General features: G+C 53.8%; 12 protein-coding genes. 11 read left to right on the forward strand and 1 reads right to left on the reverse strand.

The genetic code is table 11. The features are described from left to right. Position 1 precedes the first annotated feature (1 nt). The 11 genes from fabK to CAGA_RS05085 all read left to right on the forward strand — a co-directional run bounded on the left by fabK (position 2) and on the right by CAGA_RS05085 (position 9,584). A complete protein-coding gene (gene fabK, locus CAGA_RS05035) occupies positions 2 to 949 on the forward strand; it encodes an enoyl-[acyl-carrier-protein] reductase FabK (RefSeq protein WP_135658451.1) in 948 nt (315 codons plus the stop codon). Then, the gene (gene fabD / locus CAGA_RS05040) at positions 937 to 1,860 is read left to right on the forward strand and encodes an ACP S-malonyltransferase (RefSeq protein ID WP_135658453.1); all 924 of its coding nucleotides are present in this window, start codon (positions 937 to 939) and stop codon (positions 1,858 to 1,860) included. The genes fabK and fabD overlap by 13 nt, the downstream gene beginning before the upstream one ends. Beyond that, positions 1,854 to 2,594: a 3-oxoacyl-[acyl-carrier-protein] reductase gene (gene fabG, locus CAGA_RS05045; protein WP_135658455.1), complete on the forward strand. Its 741-nt coding sequence runs from the start codon at positions 1,854 to 1,856 to the stop codon at positions 2,592 to 2,594. The genes fabD and fabG overlap by 7 nt, the downstream gene beginning before the upstream one ends. A 23-nt stretch (positions 2,595 to 2,617) precedes the next feature. Continuing rightward, positions 2,618 to 3,715 (forward strand): NAD(P)H-dependent flavin oxidoreductase, encoded by a 1,098-nt coding sequence (locus CAGA_RS05050; RefSeq protein ID WP_135658457.1) that lies wholly within the window; start codon positions 2,618 to 2,620, stop codon positions 3,713 to 3,715. Continuing rightward, positions 3,712 to 4,947 (forward strand): beta-ketoacyl-ACP synthase II, encoded by a 1,236-nt coding sequence (gene fabF / locus CAGA_RS05055; RefSeq protein ID WP_135658459.1) that lies wholly within the window; start codon positions 3,712 to 3,714, stop codon positions 4,945 to 4,947. Before CAGA_RS05050 ends, fabF begins: the two co-directional genes overlap by 4 nt. Before the next feature lie 15 nt (positions 4,948 to 4,962). Beyond that, positions 4,963 to 5,397 (forward strand): acetyl-CoA carboxylase biotin carboxyl carrier protein, encoded by a 435-nt coding sequence (gene accB, locus CAGA_RS05060; protein WP_135658461.1) that lies wholly within the window; start codon positions 4,963 to 4,965, stop codon positions 5,395 to 5,397. 9 nt (positions 5,398 to 5,406) lie between these two features. Further along, complete coding sequence (gene fabZ / locus CAGA_RS05065; protein WP_135658463.1) at positions 5,407 to 5,823, forward strand: 3-hydroxyacyl-ACP dehydratase FabZ; 417 nt, start codon at positions 5,407 to 5,409, stop codon at positions 5,821 to 5,823. A 20-nt stretch (positions 5,824 to 5,843) separates the two neighbouring features. After that, entirely contained in the window at positions 5,844 to 7,184 is a 1,341-nt protein-coding gene (gene accC, locus CAGA_RS05070) for an acetyl-CoA carboxylase biotin carboxylase subunit (protein WP_135658465.1), read from the forward strand. Continuing rightward, a complete protein-coding gene (gene accD / locus CAGA_RS05075; RefSeq protein WP_135658467.1) occupies positions 7,181 to 8,050 on the forward strand; it encodes an acetyl-CoA carboxylase, carboxyltransferase subunit beta in 870 nt (289 codons plus the stop codon). The genes accC and accD overlap by 4 nt, the downstream gene beginning before the upstream one ends. Continuing rightward, positions 8,047 to 8,823 carry an acetyl-CoA carboxylase carboxyltransferase subunit alpha gene (locus tag CAGA_RS05080; RefSeq protein ID WP_135658469.1) on the forward strand — a complete coding sequence of 259 codons (777 nt, stop codon included), beginning with the start codon at positions 8,047 to 8,049 and terminating at the stop codon, positions 8,821 to 8,823. The genes accD and CAGA_RS05080 overlap by 4 nt, the downstream gene beginning before the upstream one ends. 119 nt (positions 8,824 to 8,942) lie before the next feature. Next, positions 8,943 to 9,584 (forward strand): GntR family transcriptional regulator, encoded by a 642-nt coding sequence (locus tag CAGA_RS05085; RefSeq protein WP_135658471.1) that lies wholly within the window; start codon positions 8,943 to 8,945, stop codon positions 9,582 to 9,584. 180 nt (positions 9,585 to 9,764) lie between these two features. On the opposite strand, the gene CAGA_RS05090 is transcribed toward CAGA_RS05085, so the two are convergent. Next, positions 9,765 to 11,879, reverse strand: coding sequence for a methyl-accepting chemotaxis protein (locus CAGA_RS05090; RefSeq protein WP_135658472.1), 2,115 nt, complete (start codon positions 11,877 to 11,879; stop codon positions 9,765 to 9,767). Between the last annotated feature and the right edge of the window lie 595 nt (positions 11,880 to 12,474).

Here is a 12,474-nt window from a genome sequence, read left to right on the forward strand (position 1 = left end):
AATGGTACAAACGCCACTTTGCGAATTGATTGGGATTGAATACCCGATTTTACAGGGAGGAATGGCATGGATTGCCGACGCGGAGCTTGCGGCGGCTGTTTCCAACGGCGGCGGTCTGGGGCTGATTTCCGCGATGAACGCCAGCGCTGACTGGCTGAAGGATCAGATTCATAAGGCAAAGGCGCTGACGGATAAACCGTTTGGGGTGAACATAATGCTGATGAGCCCCTACGCCGATGAAGTCGCCCGGCTGGTGATCGACGAGCGGGTGCCGGTCGTTACCACCGGGGCGGGCAATCCGTCGCCGTATATGGAGGAGTGGAACAAGGCGGGAGTTAAGGTGATTCCCGTCGTACCGTCCACCGCCATGGCAAAGCGCGTGGAGCGCAGCGGCGCCCTCGCCGTTATTGCGGAGGGCTGTGAGTCCGGCGGGCATATCGGCGAGCTGACCACCATGACGCTGGTGCCGCAGGTCTGCGACGCCGTGAATATCCCCGTCCTTGCGGCGGGCGGCATTGCGGACGGGCGCGGAATCGCCGCCGCCTTCATGCTTGGCGCGGTCGGCGTGCAGGTCGGCACGCGCTTTTTGGTCGCAGAAGAATGCGGCGTACATCCGAATTATAAAAAGAAAATCCTCAATGCGAAGGATATTGATACGATTACAACCGGAAAACGGATAGGGCACCCAGTACGGGCTCTTAAAAACAGCTTTACTAGGGAATTTGCGAAAATGGAATACAACAGCGAGGTTTCCGACAAGGAACTGGAAGCGTTCGGCGTGGGTGCGCTTCGCCTTGCAGCGGTTGAGGGCGACGAGAAAAAGGGCTGCTTCATGGCCGGGCAGATCGCGGCGCTGGTGAAAAAGGAACAGCCCGCCGCGGAGATTATCCGCGAGATGTTCGGGGAAGCGGAAACCCTTTTGAAAGGAGCCGGGAAATGGGTAAAGTAGCATTCGTGTTTGCCGGCCAAGGCACGCAGTACAGCGGTATGGGGAAAGATTTGTACGAGAACAGCCCGGCGGCAAGGGAAGTGTTTGACCGGGCCGATTCCATCCGCCCCGGCACTTCAAACCAGTGCTTTTCGGGTACGCTCGAGGAGCTTTCCCAGACGATCAACACCCAGCCCTGTGTGCTCTGTGTGGATCTGGCGGCGGCAAGATGCCTGCGGGAACTGGGGATCCAGCCCGAAGCGGCAGCCGGCTTTTCGCTCGGCGAAGTTGCGGCGCTGACCTTTGCCGGTGCGTTTTCAACCGACGAAGGCATCCGGTTTGTCTGCAAACGGGCGGAATTCATGCAGGACGCGGCGGAAAAGAGCCAAAGCGCCATGGCCGCGGTTTTAAAGCTTTCCGTCGAACAGGTGCGTTCACTTTGCGAAGGGTTCCAAAATTCCTATCCGGTGAATTTTAACTGTAAGGGGCAGACGGTTGTTGCATTGCCGAAAAGCGAGATGGACGCGTTCTGTAAGGAAGTACAGAATGCGGGCGGGCGCGCCGTCCCGTTGAAAGTAAGCGGCGGTTTCCATTCCCCGTTCATGGACGAAGCGTCGGACAAACTGCTTCTGGAACTGCAAGAGATGGACGTGAAGGAACCGGAACTGCCGGTTTACTCCAACGTGGATGCGAAGCCCTACGGCGAAGGCCGCAGGAATACGATTGCCCGCCAGGTGAACAGCCCGGTTTACTGGCAGAAATCCGTAGAGAATATGATTGCGGACGGGGTGGATACCTTTGTGGAAGTCGGTCCGGGAAAAACGCTGACCGGACTGATTCGGAAGATTTCTCCACAGGTAAGGGTACTGAACGTGGAAAACTTTTCGGACGCACAGAGCGCCGCAGAAGAAATAAGGAGGCAGCCATGCTGAAAGGAAAAACAGCCGTTGTAACGGGCGGCTCCAGAGGAATCGGAAAGGCGATCGCGCTGAAACTAGCGCAGGAGGGCGCCGACGTTGCAGTTGTGTACGCCGGGAACGAGGCCGCGGCAAAGGAAACCTGTGAAACGATCGAATCGTACGGTGTGAAGACAAAGGCCTACCGGTGCGATGTTTCCGACGACGCGCAGACCAAAGCGCTGGTGGACGCGGTGCTCGCGGATTTCGGCGGTATCGATATTCTGGTCAACAACGCCGGAATCGTGCGCGACGGCCTGCTGCTTGCTATGAAGGAAGAGGACTTCGACGCCGTTTTGGATACGAATCTAAAGGGCGCTTTCCATATGATTAAGCATACGTACCGGAATTTTATGAAAAAACGCGGCGGCAGGATTATCAATATCGCTTCTGTTTCCGGTATCGTGGGAAATCCCGGTCAGGCAAACTATTCCGCCGCCAAGGCGGGGCTGATCGGCCTTACCAAAGCGACCGCCAAGGAACTGGCGGGGCGGAACGTAACCTGCAACGCGATTGCACCGGGTTTTATTGAAACGGACATGACCGCCGGCCTTGCGGACAAAGCAAAGGAAGCCGCGGTCAGCGCCATCCCCCTAAAACGGATGGGCAGGCCGGAGGATGTCGCGGAACTGGCGGCGTTCCTTGCCGGAGACGGCGCGGGCTATCTTACCGGAGAGGTTATTAAGGTTGACGGCGGCCTGTGCATGTAAGCCGCACGTAGAAAGGAAGGCATATGGCATATTTTGATCATGGGCCGCTCGTAATCGGCGATTTGATTGTTCCAACGCCGGTTGTGCAGGGCGGCATGGGGATCGGGGTCTCCCTTTCCGGGCTGGCCGCGGCCGTTGCAAACGAGGGCGGCCTCGGCGTGCTTTCCGCCGCCTCCGTCGGTATGGTAAACCGAAAAAATACGCCGGGCGGCAATATCGAAGCCCTTCGGGGGGAAATCCGGCGCGCGCGGGAAAAAACCGCCGGTGCACTGGGCGTGAACATTATGGTTGCGCTTAGTGATTTCGGCGATATGGTGAAAACCTCCGTTGAAGAGGGCATCGATATTATCTTTGCCGGTGCGGGGCTTCCGCTGAACCTGCCCGCCTTTGTGAAAAAGGGCTGTAAAACCAAGCTTGCGCCGATTGTTTCCTCCGCGCGCGCGGTGAAAACCATCTCGAAATGGTGGCGCGAAAAATACGATTATATCCCCGACGCCGTCGTAGTGGAAGGCCCCATGGCGGGCGGCCACCTGGGATTCCGCAAGGAACAGATCGACGATCCCGCCTACCGGTTGGAAAACCTGGTGCCGCAGGTAATTGAGGCAATCCGCCCTCTGGAGGAACAGGTCGGGCGGAAAATCCCCGTTATCGCGGCGGGCGGCATCTTTACCGGGGCGGATATCCGCCGGTTCTTGCATCTGGGCGCTTCCGCCGTACAGATGGCTACCCGTTTCGTCGCGACCGACGAGTGCGACGCGGATATCGCCTTTAAACAGGCGTATGTGGACTGTAAAAAAGAGGATATCGGGATTATTGAAAGCCCGGTGGGAATGCCCGGGCGCGCGATTGTAAACCGTTTCCTCCATGAGGCGAAGCAGGGTACCCGCAGGCCGAAAGCCTGCCCGTTCCACTGCATATCCACCTGTACGCGCGAAACCAGCCCCTATTGCATTTCCATGGCATTGATCAACGCCTGCAAGGGCAAGCTAGACAACGGCTTCGCATTTATTGGAGCAAACGGATATAAGGTAAAAGAAATCGTGCCGGTAAAAAAATTGTTTGAAACGCTGGAGCAGGAATACCGGCAGAGCGGCGGAAACGCCGAGGAGGAAGAAACATGAGAAGAGTTGTTGTAACCGGATTGGGCGTGGTGTCCCCGGTCGGAAATGCGGTGGAAGCATTCTGGAACAATCTGATCGACGGAAAGTGCGGGATTGGCTTTATCACAAGGTTTGACACCGCTGATTTTAAGGTGAAAATCGCGGCGGAGGTCAAGGGCTTTGATCCGCAAGAGTATATGGAAAAAGCCGAGATACGGAAATCCGATCTTTTCACACAGTACGCTATGGCGGCGGCTTCCCAGGCGATGGCAGACAGCGGAATCGCCGGAACCCTTTCCCCGGAACGCCTCGGTGTTTACGTCGGTTCCGGCATCGGCGGGATGGATACCTTCATTAAGGAGTGCGATAAGTATTTAAAAGGCGGCCCCCGCAAGGTGTCCCCTTTGTTTGTGCCGATGATGATTGCGAATATGGCTTCGGGAAATATTGCGATTAAGTATAATGCGCAGGGTCCGTGCCTTCCGGTCGTAACCGCCTGTGCCACCTCTACCCACGCGCTGGGCGAAGCGTTCCGAACGGTCAAGGGCGGGCACGCGGATGCGGTGATTGCCGGCGGCGCGGAAGCGGCGATTAATCCGCTTTCCATCGCAGGGTTTACGAACTGCATGGCGCTTTCCACAAAAAACCTCCCCGAAGAATCCTCCCTCCCGTTCGATAAACGCCGCGACGGCTTCGTTATGGGCGAGGGCGCGGGAATTCTGATTCTGGAGGAATACGAGCACGCCAAAGCGCGCGGCGCGAAAATTTACGCGGAAATCTGCGGCTACGGCAATACCTGCGACGCGCACCACATTACCGCGCCGCACCCGGAAGCCGTTGGCGGCGCAAGGGCGATTTCCTTCGCGCTGGAAGAGGCCGGGTATCAGGACAAGGATGAAATTTACATCAACGCGCACGGCACCGGAACGCCGCTTAACGATAAATCGGAAACCATCGCCATAAAAAAAGCGCTGGGCGACAAAGCCTACCGGACCAGCATCAGCTCCACCAAGTCCATGACTGGGCATATGCTCGGTGCGGCGGGCGCGGTTGAGGCGATTTCCAGCGTGCTGGCACTAAAGCACGGAGTCATTCCACCGACCATCGGCTTGCAGGAAAAGGACCCGGACTGCGATCTGGATTATACCCCGAACACCGCCCGGAAAAAGGAAACCACCCTTGCCCTGTCTGTTTCCCTTGGCTTCGGCGGGCACAACGCCTGCATTGCTTTCCGGAAATATACGGGCGAATGAAAGGACGGATGACGGATGGAACTGAAAAAGCTGAAAGAAATCGCGTCGGTTATGCGGGATAACGACCTGACGCTGCTGGAGCTTAAGGAGGGCGAAACCACCCTTCGCATGGAGAGGAAAGCCGCACAGGCGGCGGAGCTAGCCAGCGCAACCCTGCAGCCCCCCGCGGCCGTACAGCCGGGCGCGCAGGAACCTGCCCCCCCACAGCAAGCGGAGGGAACAGAAATTAAATCTCCCATGGTGGGCGTGTTTTATTCCGCTCCCTCCCCGGATTCCGAACCGTATGTACAGGTGGGCAGCAAGGTGAAAAAGGGCGACACGCTCTGCATTATTGAAGCCATGAAGCTTTTAAATGAAATCACCGCCGACCGCGACGGGGAAATTACGGAAATTTGCGCGGCTGCGGGACAGGTTGTGGAATATGGCCAGACCTTATTCCGTATGAAATAGGAGAAGAGAATGGATAGAGAGGAAATTAAGAAAATCCTTCCGCACCGGGAACCGATGCTGCTGATAGATCATGTGGAAAAAGCGGACGACGATAGAGCCCTTGGCCGGTATACGGTAAAGGGCGACGAATGGTTTTTACAGGGCCATTTCCCCGGCAATCCTGTCGTTCCGGGCGTGGTGCTCTGCGAAATGATGGCGCAGGCTTGCTGTATCCTGATCGGCGAAAGCACAGAGGGCAAAACGCCGTATTTCACAGGTTTAAATAAAGTAAGATTCAAGCGCAAGGTCCTTCCGGGCGATACGCTTGAAATCGAATGCATTTTAACAAACCAAAGGGGCCCTTTTTATTTTGCAAGCGCAAAGGGGCTTGTGGGGGGAAAACTCGCGGTAAGCGGTGAGCTGTCGTTTGCGTTGATTGAGGATTGACGGAGAAAGGGGTTGGAAGCTTGTTTTCAAAAATTCTGATTGCGAACCGCGGGGAAATCGCTGTGCGCATTATCCGCGCGTGCAGGGAAATGGGCATTTCCAGCGTAGCCGTTTTTTCAGAGGCCGACCGCGAATCGCTTCACGCAAGCCTTGCGGACGAAAGCGTATGCATCGGGCCGGCCCTCGCAAAGGACAGCTATTTGAATATTCCCGCCATCCTGTCCGCCGCCGTGGCAACCGGCGCGCAGGCGATTCATCCCGGATACGGACTTCTTTCGGAAAACGCGGAATTCGCGGAGCTCTGCGAAAAATGCGGCATTGCTTTTATCGGGCCGGACGCCGACCTGATTCGTAAGACGGGCGACAAGGACGCCGCGCGCCGGACCATGCGCGAGGCGGGTGTTCCGGTGGTACCGGGCTGCGACCGCATCGACGACCCTTCCCGCCTGCGGGAGGAAGCCGATAAAATCGGGTATCCGCTTCTGATTAAAGCCAGCGCGGGCGGCGGAGGGCGCGGAATCCGTACCGTAAACGGTCCGGAAGATCTGCAGAACGCATATGCGACCGCTTCCTCCGAAGCGCAGAGCGCATTCGGCGACGGTACGGTTTACATGGAAAAATTTCTTTCCCCCGTAAAACATATTGAAATGCAGATCCTGTGCGACCGCTTCGGCAACACCGTCTGCCTTGGCGAGCGGGAATGTTCGATCCAGCGCAAACGGCAGAAGCTTTTGGAGGAAAGCCCCTCCCCCGCCGTGCGCGAGGAAACGCGCCGGAAAATGATGGACGCGGCAGTACGGGCCGCGCGCGCCGTCAACTATGTAAACGCCGGAACCATTGAGTTCCTGATGGATTCGTCCGGCAATTTTTATTTCATGGAAATGAATACGCGTTTGCAGGTTGAACATCCGGTTACCGAAATGGTAACGGGGATCGACCTTGTGAAATGGCAGATCCGCATTGCCGCGGGCGTTCCGCTCTCCTTCCATCAGCAGGATGTGCGCACCGAGGGGCATGCCATCGAGTGCCGCATTAACGCGGAAAACCCGAAGAAGGGATTTACCCCCGGCGGTGGTAAGGTTTCCTTCCTACATGTCCCGGGCGGACCGTGGGTGCGCTTCGACACCGCCCTGTACCAGGACTATGTTGTCCCGCCGTTTTACGATTCCATGATCGGCAAGCTGATTGTGCACGCGCAGACCCGCGAGGAGGCCGTGCGCAAGATGCAGGCGGCGCTAGGCGAGCTGGTAATCGATGGCGTAGAGCACAACGCGGAGCTGCAAATGGAAATTCTGAACGATCCGGAGTTCAAGGCCGGAAATTACTGTACTGATTTTATTGAGAAACGGGGATACGCATGATTTTGAGAAAAGAGTTTTTCCGGCGCCCGAAAAACGAGCTTGAGCGTTCAAGCAGGATTTACAAGGTGCCGTCGCCGGATGTTCCGGGCGAAATGTGCGTTCTTTGCCCTTCCTGTAAAAAGCCGCTGTTAACCGGCGAGCTGAATGCAAATGCAAATGTCTGCCCGGAATGCGGCTATTATTTCCGCATGAACGCACGCCAGCGGATTCATTTTATTGCGGATGAAAACACCTTTATCGAACTAAACAGTAATCTTCTTTCGAAAAACCCGCTCAATTTTCCAAACTATCCGGAAAAAATTAAGCACGCCCGGTTGGAAAGCGCGGAAAAAGAGGCCGTCGTAACCGGCACCGCCGAAATCGGCGGTTTCCCCTGCGCGCTGTTCGTGATGGAGGCCCGCTTCATGATGGGCAGCATGGGAACTGTGGTCGGGGAAAAGATCACGCGCATCTTTGAATACGCCACGGAGCATTCACTTCCGGTGGTGGGTTATATTGTGTCCGGCGGCGCCAGAATGCAGGAGGGAATCCTTTCCCTTATGCAAATGGCGAAAACCAGCGGCGCGGTGAAACGCCACAGCGACGCCGGCAACCTGTACATTGCCGTTCTGACCGACCCGACAACCGGCGGCGTAACCGCCAGCTTCGGCATGGAGGCGGATATCATCCTTGCGGAACCGAACGCTCTCATCGGCTTTGCCGGACCGCGTGTCATTGAACAGACCATGCGGCAGAAGCTGCCTGCGGGCTTTCAGCGGGCGGAATTTCTTCTGGAAAAAGGGTTTGTCGACATGATTTCTGAACGGAAGGAACAGAAAAAGCAGATTACAACCCTGCTTTCCCTGCATAAGGAGGTTTCCGGATGAACGCGTATGAGAAAGTGAACGCCGCCCGCGCCAAGAACCGGCCCACGGGAAGCGATTATATTGCGAATATTTTTCAGGATTTTATCGAGATGCACGGCGACCGACGCTTTGGCGACGATAAGGCGGTTATTACGGGCATTGCCCGGCTGGGCAACCAGCCGGTAACCGTAATCGCGTTGGAAAAAGGGCGTGACATAAAGGAAAAAGTGTACCGAAATTTCGGCTCCGCCCACCCGGAGGGCTACCGCAAAGCCCTGCGGCAGATGAAGCTTGCGGAAAAATTCGGCCGGCCGGTGGTCTGCTTCGTCGACACCGCCGGGGCGTACTGCGGCATTGCCGCGGAAGAACGCGGGCAGGGGCAGGCGATTGCCGAAAACTTGATGGAAATGATGACGCTGAAGGTTCCGATTATTTCCATCCTGATCGGTGAGGGCGGCAGCGGCGGCGCGCTTGCGCTTGCGGTTGCGGACGAGGTGTGGATGCTGGAAAACGCCGTTTATTCCGTCATTTCCCCCGAAGGCTGCGCGAGCATTCTGTGGAAGGATTCCAGGAAAGTGAAAGAGGCCAGCGAATGCCTGAAGCTGACGGCAGATGACCTGTACCGCATGAAGGTTATCGAGCGGATTATCGGGGAGCACGGGCGCGGTTTTCACCTGACCTGTGCCGAACTGAAACGCTTGCTTTCGCAGAAGCTTGCGGAGAACCTTCGCCTTAGCGCCGAGGAACTGGTTTCAAACCGATACCTTCGTTTCCGTAAATTTGGCTCAGCCTAAAAGAGCCGGCAGAACCGCCGGATTCTTTCTGGTTGTCCGAAATATTATTTTTATTCTATTGTAATTTCACCAAATTAAATATATTATTATATGGAAGAATATTTAAGGATGATGTCACCATGACGATAAAAAAGAATTTGGACATCATTGTTTATGAAAAGATAAAGGACAGCTTGATCAACGGGGAGTATCTACCGGGTGTAAAAATTTCACTTGACGAGCTTGCGGAAAAATACGGTGTAAGCCGCACACCTGTTATACAGGCGACAAAGCTGCTTGCGAACGAGCGGATCCTGGATGTGAAATGCAATGGAAGCATTTCGGTTCCCCAGTACAATGATAAACAGATTCGCGACATCTGTACTGCCAGAATGCTGGTTGAGCGTTTTGCCGTAATGGAAATCTGCGACAGAAAGGACAGAGAAGCGGTTCAGATTCTGAAAGAGAGCGCCCTTCTCGCCGCTGATTATTATCAGCAGGGCGACTATTTGATGTTCTGTAAGGAGGACCTTCATTTTCATAAAGCAATGGTCTCTATGACGGAAAACGAATGCTTGTGCGACATTTTTAAATCCATACAAGGCCGCCTTTTAGTGGCGATGAAAATCGCTTTGTGCCCCCAGCCGCGGCTGATCAAATCCTCTTCGAATGAGCATCTGGAGCTGTGCGAACGGCTCGGCAAATTTGATAAGGCTGGCGCGGTCAGCTTGATTGAAAGGCATATTTTCAGCCTTAGAGGGAAAATTTTAGAGCTGGCGTAGTTCTGTTTGTAAAATTAAGTACCCCCTTCCGGGTCTGGACCATCCAGATTCGGAAGGGGATTTTTGCGCTTTGTCGGAAAAGCGGCGCTCGCGCCTTTAGGCTGTATTTCGTTTGTTACGGAGCGAGAACGCTTGTCCCGGGCAAAACCCCCGGCCATTGGCCGGGGGGCAGGTGTTTAGTTAATATTTATCGGTCGGCAAGGAATACGGTTCCGTATTCGCTTCGGGAAAGTCAGACATATCCGGCTCGGGAGTGTTGCAAGGATCTTCTTGAACCGGTAAAGCCGTGGATTGTGGCGCTTGAGCGCTGCGGAACCCCTTAAGCTTGAAATTATCAACCAGCTCGCGCAGCATTTTTGCCTGGCTGTATAGTTCTTCGCTCGCCGCCGCGCTTTCCTCCGCCGTAGCGGAATTGGTCTGAACTACTGCGGAAACCTGATCCACGCCCTGTGTAATCTGGGTAATGGAATTGGACTGATCGTTTGCCGCTTCGGTAATATTGTCCACTAGCGAAATGATTTCCTGGGTTCCCGACACCACCGCGGTAAGGGTTTCCGCCGTTCTGTCGGCGATTTTCATGCCGTTGTCCACCGCGTCGATTGCGCTTTGGATCAAAGATGTGGTGTTTTTCGCGGCCTCGGCGCTCTTTCCTGCAAGATTCCGGACTTCATCCGCTACAACGGCGAAGCCTTTTCCTGCGGCGCCTGCCCTTGCCGCTTCAACCGCGGCGTTCAAAGCGAGGATGTTGGTCTGGAACGCGATATCCTCAATCGCCTTGTTGATCTTGCTGATTTCATTGGATGTACTGCTGATTTTATTCATCGCCTCAATCATGAGCTGCATTTCCTGGTTTGTCTGGCGCAGGATTTCGGCAACGTCTTTCACCGTATCCTTAGTTTCCTGCGAATTGGCGGCGCTGTTCTTCACCTGTGTTGAAATTTCATTGATGGAGGCGGAAAGCTCTTCAATAGAACTGGCCTGTTCCGTCGCGCCCTGCGAAAGCGCCTGCGAACCGCCGGAGACCTGCTCGGCGCTGGAACTGACCCGTTCCGAAGCCTGGCTGATTTTTGTCATGGTTTCATTCAATTTTGAAACGATGTTTTCCATTGAGGATTTGATTTCTTGGAATTCCCCGGCGTAGGGAACGCTGCTCCGCACGTCCAAATTGCCCTGTGCAATTTCGCCGAGGACGGAGGAAATATCGCTGATAATCAATCGGAAATTCTGAACCATTTGGTTGATTTTTTCAGAAACTATTCCCATTTCGTCGCGTTTGCGGATCTGCAGGTTTATGTTCAGGTCGCCCTGGGACATCTGGTCGATCGCAGTAACGACGTCTGTAATCGGCTTGGTGAGTCTTCCGGCAAGTTTCGTGGTAAAGACGAGGGAAAGAATCAGGGCCAGCATACCAAGGATTACCATGCCGATGGCGGAGCGTGTTACGCTGGAAAGAAATTCGGACTGCAATGCGGTAACATTGACGGACCAGCCGTTTGTTTTTTCGATTGGCGCGTAGGAACCGAATTTGGCAGTATTATTAAAGTTGTAAAAGGCAAAACCCGCTTTTCCGTGAATCATATCGTTTTCTAAAGCGGCGACTTCACGGTATTTTGCAGGCTCTTTTTTGGCGGCTTCCAGATTGTTGTGTTTGTTCAGAACCAATGAAAAATCGTTGTTCGCAATCTGTACGCCTTTATCATTTATTATGTAAGTACTTCCGTTGTCGCCCATTTTCACACCGGAAACAATGGAGCCGATTACGGAATACGGAATTTTCAAAAGAATGATGCTGGTTTCATAAGGCTGAATATATTCAAAATAGGCGGTGTCGCCTTCAATAATCGGATCGCTTAAAAAATCGGAGCTGCTGTATTTCACATGGTTGTACGCGGGGTCGTCCGTGTAGCTTTTACCGGAAATCTGGGAATACCCGGACGGGCTTAATATATCAATTTCCGTCAGGCTGTACTGCTGACAGGTGTTGTTCAGAAACGTTTTCATCTGATCCTTACTGACGTACATGTTTTTGTACATGCCGACGGTCTGGGCAATCAAGGAGAAAGTCTGAATTTGCTGGGTCACTTTTCCGGAAACGAGCTTTGACGACTGCTTGATGCTTTTTTCCAGAGAATCCCTTGTGGAATTATACGTGAAAAAGATCGACACACAGGTAAGTAGAAGAATAACACCGCTGATGCTGATGGATACAAGGCGAAGCAAATCATTCTTTATGCTTTCCTTTTTCATCTTTTTATTCGCATTTTTTACAAGGTTGATATTACTTATCCTTTTCAACACAATACCTCCAATTCGTTCTATTGCTAATAGAATTATCGGATAGAAAAATAAATAATTTAGGGGTGATGGTTAAATTGTGTCAAAAAATTGGGGATTTTGCGACTATATTTAATAACTTAATTTTTTTGTGCGGAAAATAGAGGCGGCTTTTTTATCATGGGAAAATTCGGTCATTTCTTTCCAGCGGCGCTTCGGCATGTGGCTCATGCGGCAGCACGGGTTGTGCCGCCCTTCGGATGGAGGTCAGAACCAGTTCGGCCCGCTGAGGGTCGGTCGCAATCTCGCACGTGAAAAAATAAAATAAAGTGCGCCCCGACAGTAATTGCGAGCGCGTCGTTTCATAAAGAAAGCCGAATCACCGGGGGATGGAGATAGACGAACGCGGAGCAAACGCCGGGATTCCCTCCCCAGCCCTCGCAAAAAAAGTTTGATTAAACTTTCAATTTGCGCGGGTTCCGCTTTTCAGCAGGGAAGCGATGTTTGCTTGAAAACGTAAGACTTCGAAAGGGAATAAAGCTGTAGGAAAGCAAACAAGGCGCGAAAACAGGGTCGCCGAGTTCATCTTTTGTTCAAATAAGATTCGATTTTGACA

Source organism: Caproiciproducens galactitolivorans (assembly GCF_004768785.1).
Taxonomy (GTDB): Bacteria; Bacillota; Clostridia; order Oscillospirales; family Acutalibacteraceae; genus Caproiciproducens; species Caproiciproducens galactitolivorans.

Excerpts from the sequence above, each read along its gene's own strand:
- fabK (WP_135658451.1), top strand. The coding sequence starts at position 2 with ATGGTACAAACGCCACTTTGCGAATTGATTGGGATTGAATACCCGATT.
- fabD (WP_135658453.1), top strand. The coding sequence starts at position 937 with ATGGGTAAAGTAGCATTCGTGTTTGCCGGCCAAGGCACGCAGTACAGC.
- fabG (WP_135658455.1), top strand. The coding sequence starts at position 1,854 with ATGCTGAAAGGAAAAACAGCCGTTGTAACGGGCGGCTCCAGAGGAATC.
- CAGA_RS05050 (WP_135658457.1), top strand. The coding sequence starts at position 2,618 with ATGGCATATTTTGATCATGGGCCGCTCGTAATCGGCGATTTGATTGTT.
- fabF (WP_135658459.1), top strand. The coding sequence starts at position 3,712 with ATGAGAAGAGTTGTTGTAACCGGATTGGGCGTGGTGTCCCCGGTCGGA.
- accB (WP_135658461.1), top strand. The coding sequence starts at position 4,963 with ATGGAACTGAAAAAGCTGAAAGAAATCGCGTCGGTTATGCGGGATAAC.
- fabZ (WP_135658463.1), top strand. The coding sequence starts at position 5,407 with ATGGATAGAGAGGAAATTAAGAAAATCCTTCCGCACCGGGAACCGATG.
- accD (WP_135658467.1), top strand. The coding sequence starts at position 7,181 with ATGATTTTGAGAAAAGAGTTTTTCCGGCGCCCGAAAAACGAGCTTGAG.
- CAGA_RS05080 (WP_135658469.1), top strand. The coding sequence starts at position 8,047 with ATGAACGCGTATGAGAAAGTGAACGCCGCCCGCGCCAAGAACCGGCCC.
- CAGA_RS05085 (WP_135658471.1), top strand. The coding sequence starts at position 8,943 with ATGACGATAAAAAAGAATTTGGACATCATTGTTTATGAAAAGATAAAG.